The sequence below is a fragment of the Archangium sp. Cb G35 genome (genome assembly GCF_001896145.1).
Taxonomy (GTDB): Bacteria; Myxococcota; Myxococcia; order Myxococcales; family Myxococcaceae; genus Archangium; species Archangium violaceum.
The window spans coordinates 116,040-135,054 of the sequence record NZ_MPOI01000009.1; the positions used below are offsets into that span (position 1 = coordinate 116,040).

The following is a 19,015-nucleotide window of genomic DNA, read 5'->3' on the forward strand; positions in this document are numbered from 1 at the left end:
CCGCAGGATATCGGATGCGCTCCCCTGGCGCGCGCCGCCCCCCTCCAGGGATGTCAGCCACCACCCGGGGTGGGGATGACCCCGCGTCTCCCCTTCGAGCCTCCCCGCCTGGTGGGTAACCGGCCGGCATAAAAGTGCACCTACGTGGGCAGGTCCATGCGGCGCACGCCCTCGATGGAGAGGACGAAGTCCGCGCCGAAGGCCTGGGCCGGGGTGAAGGCGCCCCGCCGCGCTCCGGCCAGCACCTCCTCCACCGCGCGCACCGTGGCACGGGCAGTGAAGGCGTAGGCCTCGGGCGTCTCCAGCACCGCCTCCGCCCGCCGCCCGTCCGGCGCGCGCGCTCCGGCCCACACCTGGGAGCGGCCCCGCTGACGCAATGTTTCATCCGGCCCCTGGACGCGCGCCTCCACCAGCTTCGCCAGTTGCTCGCGCACGGCCTCCACCGCCACCACCCGCCGGAGCACGGGGAAGGTGAAGCGCAGGGCGTGGGCCACGGCCGCCGGCTGGGCCATATAGGTGGTGATGTTGGGAATGGCGGTGGAATGCCAGGCTGTCACCAGGTCTCCCCAGGGGATGGGGACGACGGTGCGCTCCTTGTCGGAGAAGCGCACCCGGCGCACGCCCTGCCCCATGGGCCACGGCTGGAGCTGGCCGCCCCGGCGTACGAAGCCTCCGGAGGGCAGGCCCTCCAACATGGACTTCGCTGTGCCGGCGCTCGGCTGGGCGGCGGCGGCGATGGCCAGCTCCAGCTCGTGCGCGCCGGGCACCTTGTCCGCCACGTAGCGGGCGAGACAGTCGGTGGGCACCACGTCGAAGCCCACGCCGGACATCAGGACGACCCCCCGGCGCTTCGCCTCGGCATCGTGGCGGAAGGTGTTCTCGAAGACGGGAATCTCGCCGGTGATGTCCAGGTAGTGGGCACCCGCGGCGAGGCAGGCCTGCACCATGGGCTCGCTGGTGTGCACGAAGGGGCCGGCGGCATGCACCACCAGGGGCAGGCCCTCCAGGGCGGATACCAGGCCGCGCATGTCGTCGAGGCCCACGGCCACCGCCTCCAGCCCGAGCCGCGAGGCCAGGGGGACAAGCTTCTCGCGCGAGCGGCCGGCCAATACGGGTTTGTGGCCGCGACGCACGGCCTCCTCGGCGATGAGGGCACCGGTATAGCCGGTGGCGCCGTACAACAGCCAACGGGGAGTGGGGTTCGTCGGAGGGGTCACGCGCGCACCATATGCCGGGCAGTGGGTAGTCGCGTACGGTTCCCCGCGCATCGCGCCGCCGAGTCGGCTAGGAGTGGGGGGTATATGAGTGAGACGAAACCCGCCTCGCGCAAGAAGAAGGACACGCTCGAGGTGCGCGTGCGGCGCATCCACCGGAGGGATTTGAACCGGGCCTGGGAATTCCTCAAGCTCGTCTTCCGGGATGTCAACCGCGAGACGGTGGAGTACCAGCGGCCCCGCTCCAAACGGCGCTTCCTCGAGGTGTACTCCTCGGAGTGGATAGAACAGCTCGTCTACGAGGTGGACGGGGAGATCGTCGGCTACTCCGAGTGCGCCTTCGAGGCCACGGGGGACGACAACTGGGTGAACCCGCGCTGGTTCGAGAAGCGGGGCATGCGGCCGCTCTTCGTCGAGGAGCTGGCGGTGCACCCGGACTACCAGGGACGGGGCGTGGGCAGCTTCATCATGGAGCAGTTGCAGCACCTGGCGCGGACGCGGGGCTGCACGCACCTGGTGCTGGAGGTGGCGGAGAACAACGAGTCCGCGCTCTCGTGGTACCGGGCGCGCAACTTCTACAAGCTGGATGCGGCCATCTTCCTCGCGCAGAAGGTGCCCGGGGAGCCGGATCTGCTGCCCCCGCGCCGCATCAAGCCGCGGCCCGCGCGTCCCGAGGGTACGCCCACCACGGGCCTCATGCCCGAGGAGGTGAGCGGACCCGCGCTCCTGGGCAAGAAGCCCCGGGCGAAGCGGACGGCCTCCGGTGGTGCCCGGAGGAAGGTGGCCATCGCGCCCGTGCCGGAAGCCCCGGAGCCGGACGCGGAGTAACGTCCGCCCGGAGCCATCAGAAGGCCCAGCCCACACCGAGCGTCATGCGCGGGGAGAGGGACCAGTTGCGGATGTTGTTCATGCTGGAGCTCACCGTGCTCGGCTCACCAAAGATGGTGTTGAGGCTGGAGAGCGCTGACAGTCCCGCGCCCACCTGGAAGGTCAATCCCGGAGCCAGGATGGCGGTGTAGCCCACACGAACGCTCCCCCCGTACTGCACCGTGCGGGATCTCGAATCCACGGTCACCAGCGCCACCTCTCCCGACGAGCCGAGCCCCGTGAGGTACTCGGTCCGGGTGGTCCAATGGTACGTGCCCAGCTCCAGATGGGGCCCCACCCAGAATCCCTCGGGGGCACGGCCGGTCAGATAGAAGTGCACGCCCGGATCCACCCCCACGCCCCACGTCTGGCCGGAGGAGCCCGAGCCCCCGGTGTAGAGGGAGTCGGTGCCCTGGAGCGACCCCGACACCTGCACCGAGCCCACCAACGCCACATGCGGGCTCACGGCGTGCTCCACCCCGGCGCCCAGCTGGCCCACCAGGCCCCAGATACTCGAGACCGGCGTCCCCGGCAGCGCCATCACCAGCGTGCGCCGCGCCTCTTGAGCCTCCCCGGGCACCTCCTGCTCCTGGGCGCTGCCCGTCATCGGCACCAGTCCCAGTCCCACTCCGGCTGCACAAGCCGCCCACCGCATCGCCCTCTGCATCATCGTCCGCATCGCACTTCCTCCATTCGCCGTCCGGCTCACGGCACGATGCGGACGTTTGCAGCGCACGTGCCACGCCCGGCCCCAGAGTGAAACGCCCGTGACGTGGCCCCCGGGACTGCCAGATTGGCCAGAGCCCTCCGGCAGCTCACGCGACATTCTGTCGGAAGGGACCCCTCCGGGCGCGGTCTCGCCAGACTTGTCCAACAGTTGGACAAGTTGGTGAAGAGCGCGCCCGGGAGGCGGGCAGAACCCGAGGGCACGGCTTGCGTGTACGGTGCGCCCTCCCTGAAAGCACTGTCTTCCAATGGCTTAGGATGAGGGCATGGAGACAGGACCTGTCGCGCCCATGGTGGAACCGCGCCCGATGCGGGTGCTGGTGGTGGACGACGAGCGGAACATCCGCACCACGCTGCGCATGTGCCTGGAGGGCCTGGGCTGCGAGGTCCGCGAGGCGGCCACGGCCGACGCCGCGCTCGCCGCGCTCGCCCAGTCCCCGGCCGATCTCGCCTTCGTGGACCTGCGCCTGGGCACCGCGAGCGGGTTGGACCTGCTGCCCCGTCTGCTCGCCGAGTCCCCCACCCTGGATGTCATCCTCATCACCGCCTACGCCACCTTCGACACCGCGGTGGAGGCGATGAAGCGTGGGGCGCGCGACTACCTCCCCAAGCCCTTCACTCCCGCGCAGATACGGCATTTCGTGGACAAGACGCGCGCCCACCAGGAGCTGAGCTCACAGCTCGGCAATCTGGAGGGACAACTCGCGCAGTCGGTGCCCGAGGCCACGCTGGAGACGGCCTCGCCGGCCATGCACGCGGCGCTCGCGCTCATCACCCGGGCGGCGACCTCGGACGCGGCGGTGTTGCTGCGGGGCGAGAGCGGAACGGGCAAGGGGGTGCTCGCGCGGGCCCTGCACTCCATGAGCGCGCGGCGCCGCCGCCCCTTCGTCACCGTCAACTGTCCCGCCCTCTCCGAGCAGTTGCTCTCCAGCGAGCTCTTCGGCCACGTGCGCGGGGCCTTCACGGGCGCGGTGAGGGACCAGCCGGGCCGGGTGGAGCAGGCCGAGGGCGGCACGCTCTTCCTGGACGAGGTGACGGAGATGAGTCCCGCGCTGCGGGCACAGCTGTTGCGATTCCTGCAGGACAAGCAGCTCGAGCGTCTGGGCGAGGGGCGCACACACGCCGGACGGACGTGCGGGTGGTGGCGGCGACCAACCGGGACCTGGAGAAGGCCATGGCCGAAGGCCACTTCCGGGAGGACCTGCTCTACCGGCTCAATGTCATCGAGGTGAAGCTCCCGGCGCTGCGCGAGCGGCCCGAGGACATCCTGCCGGTGGCCCGGCGATTCCTGGCCTTCTTCGCGCGCACGGCGAAGCGGCCGGTGCCGGAGCTGTCCCCGGCGACGGAGAAGATGCTGCTGGCCTACGGGTGGCCGGGCAACGTGCGCGAGCTGCGCAACGCCCTGGAGCGGGCGCTCATCGTCTGGCCGGCGGAGGTGCTGGAGCCACAGGCCTTCCCGGAGCGCATCGCGGCGGCCACGGGCTCGGTGGTGGCGCTGGGCGGGCCACACACGCTGGAGGAGGTGGAGCGCGAGCACATCCTCCGGGTGATGGCGAGCGCCCCCACCCTGGACGAGGCCGCGCACATCCTCGGCATCGACGCGTCCACGCTGTGGCGCAAGCGCAAGAAGTACGAGACGACTCCAAGCGGCACGGGATGAGGGAAACGGCACTCAGGCCGGTGTCCGCTAGCCGAGAGAGCTACCTACGAGGTGGTTGCGTTTGGGATGATTAGTCGTAGATTCAGGATATGTCTCGCGCTCGCAAAGCCCCCTCTCCCGCGATGTTGGACCCGAAAAATCCGGTCTCCGCTTCCGAGCAGGCCCTGGCCGAGGTCATCGAACTGGCCCGAGTCATGGAGGACAAACGAACACAGCGGCCCAGGCTCGTCGGCCCCAAAGGCGAGACCCTCGAGTTGCCCGAACCCGTCTTCCACCTGCTCCGGCAGGTCGTCACGGTGCTGGCTCGGGGAGACGCCGTGACCGTGGTCCCGGTTCACAAGGAACTCACCTCACAACAGGCCGCGGATCTGCTCAACGTCTCCCGCCAATACCTTGTCCGCCTCCTGGATGAAGGGGCCATCCCCTACACGAAGACCGGAAAGCACCGGCGCATCCGCATCAATGACCTGCTGGCGTACAAGGAGAAGCGCGACGCTCAACGAGAAGCGGACCTGGATGAGTTGGCGCAAATGAGCCAGGATTTTGGCGGCTACTCCGAGTGCAGTTGAAGGAAGTGACTTGGGAGGTTAGGGTGTCCCAACCGATTGCTCACGTCAACCTTCAAGAGCGTCCTCGATGCCTGCGTGCTCTTCCCCTTCTCTCTGCGGGACACCTTGTTGAGAGCTGCGCATGCAGGGCACTACCAGCCCTACTGGAGCGCGCAAATCCTCGAGGAGATGCGCCGTAACCTGGTGTCGACGGCGACCACGACAGAGGAGCGCGCCCGCTCCCTCATCGCTCAGATGCAAAAAGCCTTTCCCAATGCACTGGTGACCGGTCACGAGTCATTGGTGCCAGACCTGCGCAACCATGAAGGAGATCGCCATGTCGTTGCCGTAGCCCTCCACGCACATGCGCAGGTCATCGTGACGAGCAACCTGAAACACTTCCGGGCGAAGGACCTGCCTCGCGGCATCGAGGCACAACACCCAGACGAATTTCTCGTCAACCTGTTCGATCTGGATCCATCCAGGATGATGGCTCTCTTGAAGAAACAGACCGCGGCACTGAAGCGACCGCCCATGGAGCTGCCCCAACTCCTCGACGGGCTCGCGAAGACAGTGCCCGCGTTCGCCCAGCTCATCCGCGAAGAGCTCGGCGATTGAATCAGCGCTCGGGCGTCGGAGCGGACCCCTCCACTCCCCCAATCCGCGGCAGGGTGAACCAGAAGGTGCTCCCCACTGCCGGCTGACTGGAGAGCCCCATCTCTCCCCCATGCGCCTGGACGATCTCCTGCGCGATGGACAGCCCCAGCCCCGCGCCTCCGGTGCTCGCTCCGGGGACCCGGTAGAACTTCTCGAAGATGCGCTGCTGGTGCTCCGGTGCGATGCCCTCGCCCGTGTCCGCTACCTCGAAACGCACCCGCGCCCCCTCCTGCCGCGCCCGCGCCACCACCTCGCCTCCCCGGGAGGTGTGCCTCACGGCGTTGGCCACCAGGTTGGAGAGCACCAACTGCAACCGCTCCGGATCCGCCTCCACCCGCTCCAGCCCCGGCTCCTGCTCCAGGGACAGCCGCACGCCCCGCTCGTCCGCCGCCACCCGGTGCGGTGCCAACGCCGCCTCCAACACCGCCTCCGTGGACACCGGCCGCACCTCCAGCTCCACCCGCCCCGATTGCAGCCGCGACAAATCCAGCAGGTCATCCACGATGCCCTGCAACCGCTCGCAGTCCTCGCGCGCCGCGTGCAACAGGTCCGCCTGCTTCTCCGTGATGGGGCCCACCACGCCCTCGGCGCACAGGTGGATGGCCATGCGCAGCGAGGTCAGCGGCGTGCGGAACTCGTGCGCCACCGTGGCCACCAGATCGTTCTTCAGCTCGTCGAAGCGCCGCAGCCGCGTCACGTCCTGGAGCAGCACCGTGGCCCCCACCACTCCTCCCGCCTCTCCGTACACCGGGCTGCCACGAGGCAGCAGCCACCGGTCTCCCTCTCCACCTTCCACCCGCACCGCTTCCTCGTACCCCCTCGGCAGATAGGGCCCCTTGCCGCCCAGGACGTGCGCACGCACCCGCTCCAGCACCTCGCGCACCTCCGGTGCCACCTGCCCCAGCGCTCCGCTGCCTCCCTCCACCGACAGCCGCAGCACCTCCTCCGCGGCGCGGTTGACGTTGAGCACCCCGCCCTCCACGCCGAACACCACCACCGGATCCGGCAGGCTGTCGATGGAAGCCTGCGAGGACGCCTGCGCCTGGAGCAGCTCTCCCAGCGAGCTCTGCCGGTAGCGTTGCAGCGCCTCCGCCATGGCGTTGAAGTCCCGCGCGAGCTGGGCGATCTCATCCTGGCCCTGCACCACCGCGCGGGTAGCCAGGTCCCCCTGCCCCAACCGCCGCACCGCCCGCGAGAGCACGGACACCGGCCGCAGTGCCCGCTGGGTGAGAGAGGCCGAGGCGAGCAGGCCTCCCACCAGCGCCACCACCACCGCCGTCACCATGAGCGTATTCACCCGGCGGCTCTGCCGCTGCAGGGCATCGCTCTTGCGCACCATGGCGTCCTGGTTGAGCGCGAGGATGGCCTGGGTGGCCGCCTTCGCCTCGCGGAAGGCGGGCGCCAGCGCGTCGAAGTAGGCCGCGCGCCGCGCATCGGACGCATCCAGGGCGGTGAGAGTCTCGTACTCGGAGCGGTAGTGCGTCCAGGCCCGCCGCAACCGGGAGGTGGCTTCAGCCTCGCCGGGCTCGGTGATGTTGCCCTCCTGCACCGTCAGCTCCACCTCGAGTGGACGCAGGTGCTCCCCGGCCTGCTCCAGCCCCCGCTGCCGCTCGCCCGCGACGAGGAAGAGGGCGGAGCTGTCCAGGCGCTCCAGGTGCTCCATGATGCGCTGCATGGCCCGCACGCTGCGGTAGTTGTCCGCGAGGATGTCCTGCCCCGCATGCCCCACCCGGCCGAGCGTGCCGACGGCCACCACCCCCACCAGCAGCAGCGCCAGGGCCAGCGGAACCTGGGCCAGCAGCAGCTTGTCGCGCAGGCTCATGGCTGGCGCTCCTCCTGCGGCGGCGTGAAGGACACTACGTGGATGTCGAAACCCTCGCCCTCGCGCAACAGGCGCACGTCCGAGGCGCGCCCCAGCAACCGCTTCCACCACGGCTGGCGTGAGCGGCCCACGATGATGTGGCCCACCCCATGCGAGCGGGCGAAGTCCAACAGCGCCGCCACCGGCTCCCTCCCCTTCACCCGCACCACCTCCGCGCCCAGTTCCTTCGCGAGCTCGATATTGGCCAGCAGGTGGGCGCTGCGCCTCGGAGTCGATGAGGTGCGGAGCCTCGCCGGGCGTCTCCACGTAGACGACGAACCAGTCCGTGTTGAGCCGGCCCGCCATGCGCGAGCCCCGGCGCATCAGCGTGGCCGCGTGCGGCGGGTTGCTGCTGAGCGCCACCATCACCCGGCCCCAGCCCCCGCCCTTCTGCTGCGGCTCCTCGCCCGTGCGCGAGCGCGTGCCCGTGGCCCGGTCCAGGCTCTCGGCCACCTCGCGCAGCGCCAGCTCCCGCAGCGAGGACAGGTTCTCCTGCTTGAAGAAGCCCTCCAGCGCATGCGTCACCTTGTCCGGGGCGTAGATCTTCCCCGCCTTCAGCCGCTCGTGCAGATCCTCCACCGCCAGGTCCAGGTTCACCACCTGGTCGGCGTTCTTGAGGAAGCTGTCGGGAATCGTCTCGCGCACGCGGACGGCGGTGGCGCGCTCGATGATGTCGTTGAGGCTCTCCAGGTGCTGCACGTTGAAGGCGCCGATGACGTTGATGCCGGCGGCGAGCAACTCCTCCACGTCCTGGTAGCGCTTGCGGTGGCGGCCCAGGGGGACGTTGGTGTGGGCCAGCTCGTCCACCACCGCCACCTGGGGCTTGCGCGCCAGCACCGCGTCCAGGTCCATTTCCTCCACGGCCACGTCCCGGTAGGTGAAGACCTCGCGCGGCACCACCTCCAGCCCCTCGATGAGCGCGGCCGTCTCGGCGCGGCCGTGCGTCTCGACGAAGCCGAGCACCACGTCCACGCCCCGCTGCTTCAGGGCGTGGGACTCCTCGAGCATGCGGTACGTCTTGCCCACGCCCGCGGCGAAGCCAATGTACAGCTTCAGCCGCCCGCGCCGGCCACGCTCGACCAGCTCGAGGAAGTCCTCCGCGCGATTCTTCCGCTTCACGGTGCCTCTGCCGTCGTGCCCACGCTCTCGCCGAACCGCCGGTCCAATGCCAGGTTGAGCTGTAACACGTTCACCCGCGGCTCACCGAGCACGCCCAGCGTGCGGCCCTCGGTGTGCGCGTCCACCACGGCCAGGATGCGCTCGGGAGTCACATGGCGGGCGCGGGCCACACGGGGCACCTGCCAGCGCACGGCCTCGGGGGACAGGTGCGGATCCAGTCCCGAGCCCGAGGTGGTGACGAGCGAGCCGTTGGCTTCCTCGTGGAAGAGAGCATGGGACAGTCCGGTGACGGCCAGCGGGTAGAGCACGCCGGTGAGCACCAGGGTGACGAGCGCGGCGCGCAGACCGATGAGGAGTGTGGAAAGCATGAGGAAGGTCCTTTCTCAGGCCAGCCCGGCGGCGGTGAGGAGCACGTCGATGGCCTTGATACCGATGTGAAGGGGACGAGAACGCCGCCCACGCCGTAGAGGAGCAGGCTGCGCCGCAGGAGCGCCGCCGCGCCCAGGGGCCGGTAGCGCACGCCGCGCAGGGCCAGCGGAATGAGGGCGATGATGATGAGGGCGTTGAAGATGACGGCGGAGAGGATGGCGCTGTAGGGCGACGTGAGGCCCATGATGTTGAGCGGACCCATCTCCGGGAACACGCCCATGAAGAGCGCGGGGAGGATGGCGAAGTACTTGGCCACGTCTTTGGCGATGGAGAAGGTGGTGAGCGTGCCGCGCGTCATGAGCAGCTGCTTGCCCACCTCCACCACCTCCACCACCTCCAGCAGCTTGGTGGGGTTGGAGTCCAGGTCCACCATGTTGCCGGTCTCCTTGGCGGCCTGGGTGCCGGTGTTCATCGCCACGCCCACGTCCGCCTGGGCCAGCGCGGGCGCGTCGTTGGTGCCATCGCCCGTCATGGCCACCCAGAAGTTGCCCAGCGTCTTCTGGCCCTCGGGGCGGGGGCGCCGGGTGAAGCCTCGCGCGAGCGCCAATGCCACGCCCATGCCCGCCGCCGCGGACACGAAGTTCTGCCAGGCCAGCCCCACCATCTGCGTGAGGTAGCTCATGGTGGACTCGCCCGCATAGGACTGCCAATTGGTGTTGGTGGTGAAGCTGGCGGCCATGTTGAAGGCCAGCTCCGGCCCCACCGCGGGCAGGCCCTGGGGATTGAGCGGCAGCACGTGCTGCGACCGCTGCAGCAGGTAGACGATGAGCACGCTGAAGAGGCTGAAGGCCAGCAGCGACAGGGTGTACCGCGCCCACGTCTGCTCGTGGTCCCGCCTGGGATCCACGCCGCACAGCTTCAGCAGCACGCGCTCCACGGGCCCGAGCACCCTGGACAGGGGTTGCGTGGACCCCTCGAAGACGTGGAAGAGGTAGAGGCCCAGCGGCTTCGTCACCGCGAGCACCAGCGCGAAGAACAGCACTATCTGCAACCAACCAATGAGGGTCATGGCGGGCCTAGAAGCGCTCCGGCCGGAGCAGCGCGTAGACGAGGTAGACGGTGACCAGCACCGCGAGCGCGGCGCCGGAGACGTATTCGAAGGTCATGGGGGCATGCCTTTCAGAGGCGCTCGCAGCCGTGGGTGCAGGCCCACGCGAGTGCGAAGAAACCGGCGGTGCCGATTCCCACCAGCACCCGGAAGCCCACCGGCGCCGGCTCCAGGCTCACGCCCAGGCTGGCGAGGTTGAGGGTGAGCTCGTTGTCGCGTTTGCCCGTGGTGCCAGTGCCGGGGATGAAGCTGACACCGCCGGCCGGCCGGTTGAAGTTGTAGCCGTAATAGACGCCGACCCCGCCCTCCACCTTCAGCCGGGAGACGAGCGTCTCGAGCGCGGAGGGCGGCGGAGGTTCGGGCTCGGACTGGCCGAGCAGCAGGGAGGGCAGCAGACACGGAAGCACGGCGAAGGACATGGACACCTCGTCCCCTTCGCCACAGCACCCGCTGTACCAGGAGCCGCCTCCGCCACGGCCCCGGATTTCAAGGGGTTACAGCCCCGGGCGTCCTGTCCCGGTTGCAACCTGCACGATGACCCCTCCGAGCCCCCTGCGTCCTGAAAGGTCCCCGGGTGCCGCTCAGAGGGCGCTGGCGTGTGTGCTGGCGTCGGGGCGGGCCTGGCTGGCCAGGTAGGCGTCCTCGGCCCGCACCAGGAGCTCGCGGATGGCGGGGGCGGTGCGCGCCTCCACCAGGGCCTGCCGCAACCGGGCATCCCGCATCAGCGCCGCGATGCGCGCCAGCACGCTCAGGTGCGTCCCCGGCGCGTGCGTCGGCGAGGCGAGCGTCACGAAGAGCCTCACCAGCCTCCCGTCCCGGGCCCCGAAGTCCACCCCCTCGCGGTCCACGGCGACACACGCCGCCATCTTCCGCAGCTTCTCGGAGCGGCAGTGGGGAATGGCCACCCCCTCGCCAATGGCCGTGCTGGAGATGCGCTCCCGCGCCACCAGCTGCTCCTCCAGTTGCTTCTGGGGCGCTTGGGTCCTCGCCGCCAGCAGGCCGGCCAGCTCGTGCAACACGCCCCCCCTGTCCCGGGCCGTCAGGTCCGGACAGATGCAGTCCTCCGACAGATAATCGGTGAAGCGCATCCCACACCTCCCTGGAGCACGCCCCGGTGCGGCTCACCCGGCTCGGGCTCATGCCGCGGTACGGCCACCGGACGCTCTTCCGAACATGCTCGGAATGAAGAGACGCATCGGCAACCCCCATCGTTCCCCGTGGACGTCCCGGCCCGCTTCCGCTGTCCGCTGGCGTACCCGCATGCCCCCGAGGCAAGCAGCGGCCCGAGCGTCCCGTCCGCCCGTTGGAGCTCCTACGTTCCCGGCGCGGGATCCCATCCGTAGAAGCGCTTCAACTCCGCGTAAAGCTCCGGCGTCTTCTCGCGCATCTGCCGGGGCTTCTCGAAGAAGGACTCGGTGGCCACGGCGAAGAACTCGGCCTCGTTCAGGCTTCCGTACTCGTCGAGCACCTGACTCTCGGCGGGCCGGCCCTGGCGCAGCTTGTGGAAGTGCTCGCCCATCACCGAGGCCCAGGCCCGGTAGTGCGAGTACTGGCGCAGTTGCGGCGTGCCGTCGAAGGCGCCGTCCTCCCGGTCCAGCACGTGGGCGAACTCGTGCGTGGCCGTGGAGTGCCCGTCCCGGGGGTCCGCCAGCCCCGCCAGCACCGACTGCCACGAGAGGATGACGGTGCCCCAGTTCTTCGCCTCGCCGAGCACCACGCCCGTGCGGTCCGGAATCCGGAAGGCATCCGGGTAGACGATGACCTCGCGCAGCCGGTCGTAATAGGAGAAGTCCAGGTGCACCACCAGGCGCACCGCCGTGGCCGACACCACCACGCGCACCTCGTCGGTGATGGTGAAGCCGCCGGCCCCGATGAACTCCTTCTCCCAGGCGAAGAGCTTGAGCAGCTCCAGGAAGCGCGGGCGCAGCTCGCCGGGCAGCTCGGGGAAGAAGGGGACGCGCCGCTCCAGGTGGCTGGACCACTCGGCGGGAAACGGGCGGCGCAGCAGGTGACGGCGCCGCAGGGTACGCAAGAGGCCGGGCATGGGACGGCGATGCTAGACCCTCACCCCCACCCTCTCCCAGGGGGAGAGGGAGTTCTCAGCGCACCAGCGCGAGCCGGCGCACGGTGGGCGGAGGCCGGAGCCCGGGCTGCTCGAGCACCTCGCCGAGGGCCTCCACCAGCCGGGCGAAGAGCTGATGATCCTGGCAGCGCAGCACCTGGCGCTCGCCGTCCGCGGTGCGCACCGTCAGCCAGTAGGTGTCCGCCGCCACCACCAGCCGGACGATGGAGGCGAAGACGAGCACCGTGGCCACCACCAGCGCGGCCGTCACCCGGAACGAGCTCGGCTGCAACATCAGCGAGGGCACCACCAGCGCCGCCGCCGCGCCCACCAGCAGCGGGAGCTTGAGGCCCGGAGCCTCGTGCCGCGTGCGGAAGCCCCTCAGCTCCTCCAGCCGCCACGAGCCTCCCGCGGCCTCCAGGCGTTCACTGGTGAGCCGGATGCCCTCCGCCGCCACCAGCACCCGCTCCCCCGAGGGGGTGAGTGGCTCCGGTGGAAGGGTGGGAACCAACCTCAGCACCGACTTCGGGTTGCGCCGCGACTCCAGCCAGGACTCACGCTCCATCATCCTGCCTCCCGCGTTCACCACTCATCCCCGAAGCGGCCGCCAGGCGCTCCGGACCGCGCGGACGTGGCAGCCCCCCCACCACGTCCCGCAACAGTTCCTTGAGGAACTCCAGCGGCGTCCCCAGCGCGTAGCAACCCCGCGCACCCAGGCTCACCGCCAGTTGCCGCAACCGCTCGTCCTCGAAGGGCAGCAGCGCGAAGACAGGCGCCGCGCCCGCCTCATTCCCGGCCGCCCCGAGCACCCGCGACATGCTGTCCTCTCGCTGCACCAGCGCGAGCACCACGTCCGGCCGCGTCCCTCCGCCGCCGGGACGCAGGGCGATGCCCATGTCGCCCAGCACGTCACTCAGCAGCGAGCGCAGCGACTCGTCCGCGTCCGGCGCGAGGATGACGCAGCATGGCAAGGGGTGACGCATGGCGGCTCCTCTCCCTCATCCACCAGCAAGTCACATGCCTGTATCCCCTCCCTCGGGAGGGTCCCGACGCACCGCGGCGCAACGTTGCACCGTGCAAGAGCCCCCTGGCGGATTGCCACGCCCGCGCATTCAGCCACCCGGCTCGAAGGACCTCTGGAAGGTGGCCACGGGGAGGATCATGTGCCAGGGCCACTCAGGGTGTGGGTGAACGCGGGTTGCAATTGTAAGCAAGATGCCGCCGTCCCAGGGACTCATTGGATGGCCTGCACCTGGGAGGCCGTGGTCAGGGTCCCGCCGGATACTTCCACCGTCACCGCGCCGGGCTGCGAGGACTTGAAATAGAAGGCCGCCTCCGCGTGCCCCTTCGAGAGGTCCACGGTGGTGAGGGGGGCCCCGGAGCAGTCCGGCTCCGCGTGGAAGGTGACGCCGGGCGCCGCCGGGCCCAAGGCCTTCAGGGAGAACGCCTCCTCCGAGGGTACGAGGTTGCCGTCCTTGTCCTGACTCTGCACGGTGACCCTGCCCGAGCAGGCGCCGGCCGCGATGTCATACGCGGACGTGAGGAACGCGAGCTTCGACGCCGCATGGAAGGTGTACACGGCGACGTCGAAGGTGCCATCGGGCACCGTGGCCGGATCGTACCCCTCCCCGGAGATGTCGTTCGAGGTGATGAGGCTCCCCGTCGCGTAATAGTCCACGATGGCGGCCTGATACGGATTGGACACCGCACCGTGCTGGAGCACGTTGTTGGAGATCCGCGCGCGCGCCGATGCATCCGGTGGATCGCCCGCGTCCTGGAAGAGGTAGATGCCGATGTCGTTGTCGGTGAGGGTGTTGCCCTCGACGACGAGTCCCGTCACCAGGGGCGCGCCCGTGTCCCGCCGGACCAGGATGCCCGTGCTGGTGGCATCGGCACGGGTATAGGCATTGCCGGAGACCCTGTTGCCCGTCACCCGCGCCCTGGCCCCGTTGGTCACCTGGATGCCATTGCGCGCGATGTGGTCCACGGGCCCCCCACCCTCCACGGTGTTCTCCGCGAGGGTCACCTCCACGGCGCCCGTGGCCAGGATGCCCACCTTCTGGAAGGCCGAGACGCTGTTGCGCAGCACGTCCACCCGGAAGGGTCCGCGGCTCGCGTCGTCGTTGCGCACCTCGATGCCGAAGCCCTCCTGACAGCCGCTCGTGGCGCCCTTGTTGAGGCCGTTCACCACGCTGTCCACCACTTCTCCCGAGGCCCCCTCCAGCAGGATGCCCCGAAGCCCCGCGGCCCCCGTCTGGCAATCGTCCTTCAACCCGCTCGCGGTGACGCTCACGTCGTGCACGCGCGCCATGCCTCCCCGGTTGCGGATGACGGCCCCCGTGAAGGCGCCTCCCGGAGGATCCACGGCGGTGACGGTGTGGTCCGCGCCATCGAAGCTGTAGCCGTCCGGAACGAACAGCGTGGAGTCCGTGGTGCAATCGGCCGCCAGCGCGAGCCGCCCCTCCTCGAGCGAGAAGGAACACGGAGCCCGCGTGCAGGCGGGACCCGCCCAGGAGATCGGGAAGGTGTGGGAGTCACTCAGCCCGGCATCGCTGGTGACCGTCACCGTCACCGAGGGCGTCACATCCGCGGGCAGACAGGACGGGGACATCCAGAGGGCCTCGCTGCCACCGGAGCCACCCACCCGGGCGCCCACGGTGCCCGCGGTCGTGGTCCACGCGTAGGACAGCGTCCCGCGAGACACCGTGGCGGTGACGCCCAGGCTCAACACCTCTCCGGGGCCCACGGAAGCGGGAGCCGCGGAGGCCCCCTCGATGGAGGGAGGCACCGCGGGAGGGGCGGGCGGCTCATAGGTGACGAGCGGAGCGCCATGCTCGTCGCAGCCCGTGCCACCCAGCGCCAGTCCCACGACGAGCAGTGACAGGTGTCTCACATCCACTCGGCTCATGCGCACAGGACTCCCATTCCAGAGGCGGAATGAGCCCCACCATAGCGCCGAGCCCTCGCCGCGCTCGAATTCGCTCGCCGTTTCAGCGGGGACGAGTGACCAGCTCTGAACGCCCGATGGGGTCGATTCCCCTGTCCAGAAGCCGTTTCGCGGCCAGCACGGACACGCAGTCATCCGTGCTGTGGATGTCGCCATAGAAGGTGAGCAACGTGGCGGGCTCCACCAAACGCACGCCGCCCACCTCCACCGAGGGCACGTGCCTCACGAAGACATCCAGGATGACCTTGGCGTCCCCGACGTACTTCGCGTAGCGGTAGAAGTGCGTGGAGGTGGCGTCGAAGCGGCTCCAGATGCGGTGGAAGCCCCGGTCCGTGAGCAGTTGCACGAGCTCGGGGAAGCGCCCGGGCTCCACGAAGAGGTCCACGTCCTTGTGGTCGTGGAAGATCTTCAGCTCCTCGTGGGGCGGAGCCATGAAGTGCCAGGCCCACCCTCCGGAGAAGGTGACCAGCGGGGCGAGCGCCCGCAGCTCGGCCTCGGCGATGCGGAGGCGGCCGAGATTCCAGGGCTCGTCCGCCCGTCTGGGGTTGCGTGGGTCTCCCATGATGTCTCCTCCGGAGGTGCGCGGCAGAGGACGCCCGCGGCACCACGAAGCTGACGGAGTGGGCTAGATGGAGAACATGGACACTCCCTCCCGGGGCCGGTGGCTCGCCTTCCCGCGCATCCTCTGGCTCTCGCTGCTCGCCGCGCTGGTGCTCACCCTGCCCACCGTCTGGCTCGGCTTCATCAGCGACGACTTCATCCACCTGCTCATCCTCGAGGGCTTCCCCTCTCCGGCGAGCCCCTGGGACCTGTTCCGCTTCGCGAATGGAGACCCCGCCAGCACCCGGCCGCTGATGGACGAGGGCCCCTACCCCTGGTGGACGCTGCCCGAGCTGAAGCTCACCTTCTGGCGGCCCCTGTCGAGCGCACTCGCGGTGATGGACCACACGCTCTTCGGCCGCAACGCCGTGGGCTACCACCTCCACTCGCTGGCCTGGTACCTGGGCATCGTGGCGCTCTACGGCGCGCTGCTGCGGCGCCTGCTGCCGGGTGCCATCGGAGCGCTCGCGCTGTTCCTCTTCGCCATCAACGGCGGGCACTTCATGGCCGCGGGGTGGATCGCCAACCGCAACGCGCTGGTGGCCGCCGTGCCCGCGCTCTTCGGCCTGTGGATGCACCTGGAGTGGCGCGAGTCCCGCCGGCCCTGGGGCCTGCCCCTGTCGCTGGCCGGGCTCGCCGTGGGCCTCATGGGCGGAGAGAGCGCCCTGGGTCTCTTCGCATACGTGCTGGCCTACGAGCTGCTCGGGAACAAGGGAAGCCTGAAGGAGCGGCTGCGGGCCATCGCCCCGGCGGCGCTGCTCGGGCTCGTCTACCTGGTGGTGTACAAGCTGCACGGCTACGGCGCCTACGGCTCCGGCTCCTATATGGACCCGGTGGGCGAGCCCGGACGGTTCCTCGCCGGAGCGCTGGCGCGGATACCGGTGCTGCTCGGCGGGCTGCTGCTGCAGGTGCCCGCGGATCTCTGGGTGATCAGCGCGCAGCTCCGTCCCACGTTGGTGGTCCTGGGATTGCTCGGACTCGGGGGTGTGGCCCTGCTGGTGCGCGCCGCGTGGCCCTCGCTCTCCGAGGACGAGCGCCGGCACTGCCGCTGGCTCTTCCTCGGCGCGGCGCTGTCCCTGCTGCCCGTGGCCGCCACCTTCCCCTCCAACCGGCTGCTGCTCCTGCCGGGCCTGGGCGGCTCGGTGGCCGTGGCGGTGGTGCTCGTGACGGCGTGGCGCTCGCGGGCGCGCGGCTGGCGTCCCCGGGGCGTGGCGGCCGTGGCCGCCGTGCTCGCGTTCATGCATCTGGTGCTGGCTCCCCTGCTCTGGCCGCTGATGACCGCCGCCTTCCAGCAGGGCGCCTCCCAGATGGAGCCGAGCTTCCTCCTCCTGGAGCGGGAGCTGGACTACTCGCGGCTCCCCCAGCAGCGCCTGGTCGTCTTCCCGGCACCGGTGCCGATGCTCTCCATGTACCTCCCGATGGTGATGGTCACCCGCGGCATGCCCAAGCCGGGCGCCTGGTGGACGCTGTCCTACTCACCGGAGCCACACGAGCTCACCCGCTCGGGGCAGGACTCCCTGGAGCTCGCGCTCACCAGGAACGAGCTCCTCACCAGCGAGTTCGAGTCCGTGTTCCGCGGCCCGAGCCACCCGCTGCGCAAGGGAGATCAGGTGAAGCTCCAGGGCATGACGGTGACGGTGCTGGAGGACAACGGAAAGGGGCCCACGCGGCTCGGCTTCACCTTCGACACGCCGCTCGAGGATCCCTCCCTCGTGTTCATCCGCTGGAAGGACGGCGCGCTGCGGCCCTTCACTCCGCCGCCCGTGGGCGAGCGCCTCGCGCTCTGACACAGAAGGGGCCGGCACCGGACACGCCGGCCCCTTCCCGGGTGTCTACCGGCAGATGCCCCACAGCATCTGGATGCCGTTACGGGTGAGGACGGCCAGGTCCACCTGGCTGTCGCCGTCGAAGTCCGACGCGCTCAGTCCCTGGAGCCCCACGTCCTGGGGCCACGCGGTGAGCGCCACGTGCGACGAGAAGGAGCCTCCCGACTGGCCCAGCAACAGGCCCACCTGGTTGCCCGTGGCACTCGTCACCAGGATGTCCTGCACGAAGTCCCGGTTCACGTCCGCCAGCGCCACCCGCGACGGCGCCTTCACCGTGGGATAGGCCACCGCATCATAGAAACGGCCATTGCCCTGGCCCCGCAGCACGAGCACCTGGTTGCGGCTCGCGTCGGCGACGATCAGGTCCATCGACGTATCCGTGTCGAGCTGCGCCGCCACGAGGCCCCGCGGCGAGCCGCCCGTGGACGTGTAGACCGGGGGCTGGAAGGTGCCATCCGTCTTGCCCAGCAGCACGCCCACGGACTGGCACGCGGTGGCCGACGGCGTGCCGCACGCGGACTCATGGGTGATGGCCAGGTCCTTCCTGCCATCCCCGTTGAAGTCCGCGGCCACCATCGCGTAGGCCCCCGCGGACGACTCATAGTCGGCCGGCGTCTCCAGCGTGCCGTCGCTCTTCAACGGGAACACGGACAACTTCCGATCGCCCCCGCGCAACAGGGCGAGGCTCCACTCGCTTCCGGCGAACTTGTCCACCACCAGGTCGTTGAGATCCAGGCCGATGCTCCCGCTGACGATGGGCGCCTGGAAGTCACCGTTGCCCTGGCCCCGGAACACTTCGATCGAGGTGTCCCCGGTGTTGTTGGCCACGATCATGTCCAACGAGCCATCCTCGTTGAAGTCCGCGAGCGCCAGGGCCGAGGGCTCCCGGCGGGCCGTCCACAGGTCGGGCGTCCGGATGTTGCCATTGCGGAGGTTGAGCATCACGGCCACCGACTTGCCGTCGTTGTTCGCCGTGACGAGGTCGTTGTCACCATCCTTGTCGACATCTCCGAGCACGATGGCCTTGGGGTCTCCCGCGTAGGCGTATTGCACAGGGGTCAGGAAGCCGCAGTTGCCCGCGCAGATGACCCCGCCATCCGGGCAGGCGCCCGTGCACGCGGAGCCGCTGGGGCACGAGGGTTTCGCCGCGAAGCTGCCGCCATCGCCGCGCACCACCAGCACCCCTCCATCCGAGTTTCCACCGCCACCGTCCGGATTGCCGCCTCCACCACCGGGCAGAACGGGACCTCCCCCCCCAGGCCGCAGCGGGTCCGGCTCACAGCCGGGAGAGAACACGAGCACCGCACTCAACGCGCAAACGAAGAAGGCGAGGATGGAAGAACGTGGCGTGGACACGAGGTGTGATCCTCCTGAGGAAGTGAGGTCCGCAGTGTAGACACCTCGCGCGCGCGACGCGCTGTTTCCGCTCCACTCTCGCTCGCTGAGATGGT

At 69.7% G+C, this 19,015-nt stretch carries 17 protein-coding genes and 2 pseudogenes; 5 read left to right on the plus strand and 14 right to left on the minus strand.

From position 1 onward, the window contains the following. Positions 1 to 140: 140 nt before the first annotated feature. Positions 141 to 1,217, minus strand: a complete 1,077-nt coding sequence (locus BO221_RS26770; protein ID WP_073563367.1) for a trans-acting enoyl reductase family protein — start codon at positions 1,215 to 1,217, stop codon at positions 141 to 143. An 84-nt stretch (positions 1,218 to 1,301) separates the two neighbouring features. Here BO221_RS26770 and BO221_RS26775 point away from each other — a divergent pair, with 84 nt between their 5' ends. Next, positions 1,302 to 2,042 (plus strand): GNAT family N-acetyltransferase, encoded by a 741-nt coding sequence (locus tag BO221_RS26775; RefSeq protein ID WP_073563368.1) that lies wholly within the window; start codon positions 1,302 to 1,304, stop codon positions 2,040 to 2,042. A gap of 16 nt (positions 2,043 to 2,058) precedes the next feature. On the opposite strand, the gene BO221_RS26780 is transcribed toward BO221_RS26775, so the two are convergent. Continuing rightward, a complete protein-coding gene (locus BO221_RS26780; RefSeq protein WP_158079915.1) occupies positions 2,059 to 2,760 on the minus strand; it encodes a DUF3575 domain-containing protein in 702 nt (233 codons plus the stop codon). A 355-nt stretch (positions 2,761 to 3,115) separates the two neighbouring features. On the opposite strand from BO221_RS26780, the pseudogene BO221_RS57650 reads away from it, so the two are divergent. The 3 genes and pseudogenes from BO221_RS57650 (at position 3,116) to BO221_RS26795 (ending at position 5,633) form a co-directional block, all read left to right on the plus strand. Then, a pseudogene (locus tag BO221_RS57650) lies at positions 3,116 to 4,467 on the plus strand (sigma-54-dependent transcriptional regulator). A gap of 89 nt (positions 4,468 to 4,556) precedes the next feature. Beyond that, positions 4,557 to 5,036: a helix-turn-helix domain-containing protein gene (locus BO221_RS26790; RefSeq protein WP_233166277.1), complete on the plus strand. Its 480-nt coding sequence runs from the start codon at positions 4,557 to 4,559 to the stop codon at positions 5,034 to 5,036. A gap of 36 nt (positions 5,037 to 5,072) precedes the next feature. Beyond that, positions 5,073 to 5,633 (plus strand): putative toxin-antitoxin system toxin component, PIN family, encoded by a 561-nt coding sequence (locus BO221_RS26795; RefSeq protein WP_073563371.1) that lies wholly within the window; start codon positions 5,073 to 5,075, stop codon positions 5,631 to 5,633. A gap of 1 nt (position 5,634) precedes the next feature. Here the strand turns inward: BO221_RS26795 and BO221_RS56410 are convergent, their stop codons facing one another. From BO221_RS56410 to BO221_RS26855, 11 genes and pseudogenes are all read right to left on the minus strand, one after another. Continuing rightward, entirely contained in the window at positions 5,635 to 8,652 is a 3,018-nt protein-coding gene (locus BO221_RS56410; RefSeq protein ID WP_233166278.1) for an ATP-binding protein, read from the minus strand. Continuing rightward, positions 8,649 to 9,020, minus strand: a complete 372-nt coding sequence (locus BO221_RS26810; RefSeq protein WP_073563373.1) for a potassium-transporting ATPase subunit C — start codon at positions 9,018 to 9,020, stop codon at positions 8,649 to 8,651. The genes BO221_RS56410 and BO221_RS26810 overlap by 4 nt, the downstream gene beginning before the upstream one ends. A 15-nt stretch (positions 9,021 to 9,035) precedes the next feature. Continuing rightward, positions 9,036 to 10,090 (minus strand): annotated as a pseudogene (locus tag BO221_RS57655) (potassium-transporting ATPase subunit KdpA). 7 nt (positions 10,091 to 10,097) lie between these two features. Beyond that, positions 10,098 to 10,187 carry a K(+)-transporting ATPase subunit F gene (gene kdpF, locus BO221_RS26820; RefSeq protein WP_073563374.1) on the minus strand — a complete coding sequence of 30 codons (90 nt, stop codon included), beginning with the start codon at positions 10,185 to 10,187 and terminating at the stop codon, positions 10,098 to 10,100. A gap of 13 nt (positions 10,188 to 10,200) precedes the next feature. Further along, positions 10,201 to 10,548, minus strand: a complete 348-nt coding sequence (locus BO221_RS52790) for an outer membrane beta-barrel protein (protein WP_083681402.1) — start codon at positions 10,546 to 10,548, stop codon at positions 10,201 to 10,203. A 162-nt stretch (positions 10,549 to 10,710) separates the two neighbouring features. Then, a complete protein-coding gene (locus tag BO221_RS26830; RefSeq protein ID WP_073563375.1) occupies positions 10,711 to 11,217 on the minus strand; it encodes a PTS sugar transporter subunit IIA in 507 nt (168 codons plus the stop codon). A gap of 224 nt (positions 11,218 to 11,441) precedes the next feature. Next, a complete protein-coding gene (locus tag BO221_RS26835) occupies positions 11,442 to 12,173 on the minus strand; it encodes a M90 family metallopeptidase (protein ID WP_073563376.1) in 732 nt (243 codons plus the stop codon). 55 nt (positions 12,174 to 12,228) lie between these two features. Then, positions 12,229 to 12,759 (minus strand): DUF6232 family protein, encoded by a 531-nt coding sequence (locus BO221_RS26840; RefSeq protein ID WP_143195702.1) that lies wholly within the window; start codon positions 12,757 to 12,759, stop codon positions 12,229 to 12,231. Beyond that, the gene (locus tag BO221_RS26845; protein ID WP_073563378.1) at positions 12,746 to 13,174 is read right to left on the minus strand and encodes a hypothetical protein; all 429 of its coding nucleotides are present in this window, start codon (positions 13,172 to 13,174) and stop codon (positions 12,746 to 12,748) included. The genes BO221_RS26840 and BO221_RS26845 overlap by 14 nt, the downstream gene beginning before the upstream one ends. 251 nt (positions 13,175 to 13,425) lie before the next feature. Then, positions 13,426 to 15,099 carry a right-handed parallel beta-helix repeat-containing protein gene (locus tag BO221_RS26850; RefSeq protein ID WP_073563379.1) on the minus strand — a complete coding sequence of 558 codons (1,674 nt, stop codon included), beginning with the start codon at positions 15,097 to 15,099 and terminating at the stop codon, positions 13,426 to 13,428. Positions 15,100 to 15,181: 82 nt separating this feature from the next. Further along, positions 15,182 to 15,700 carry a hypothetical protein gene (locus BO221_RS26855; RefSeq protein ID WP_073563380.1) on the minus strand — a complete coding sequence of 173 codons (519 nt, stop codon included), beginning with the start codon at positions 15,698 to 15,700 and terminating at the stop codon, positions 15,182 to 15,184. Positions 15,701 to 15,776: 76 nt separating this feature from the next. On the opposite strand from BO221_RS26855, the gene BO221_RS26860 reads away from it, so the two are divergent. Further along, positions 15,777 to 17,525 carry a hypothetical protein gene (locus BO221_RS26860; protein ID WP_143195703.1) on the plus strand — a complete coding sequence of 583 codons (1,749 nt, stop codon included), beginning with the start codon at positions 15,777 to 15,779 and terminating at the stop codon, positions 17,523 to 17,525. Between the two features lie 45 nt (positions 17,526 to 17,570). Here BO221_RS26860 and BO221_RS26865 read toward each other — a convergent pair whose 3' ends face one another. Continuing rightward, complete coding sequence (locus BO221_RS26865; RefSeq protein WP_073563382.1) at positions 17,571 to 18,920, minus strand: VCBS repeat-containing protein; 1,350 nt, start codon at positions 18,918 to 18,920, stop codon at positions 17,571 to 17,573. Between the last annotated feature and the right edge of the window lie 95 nt (positions 18,921 to 19,015).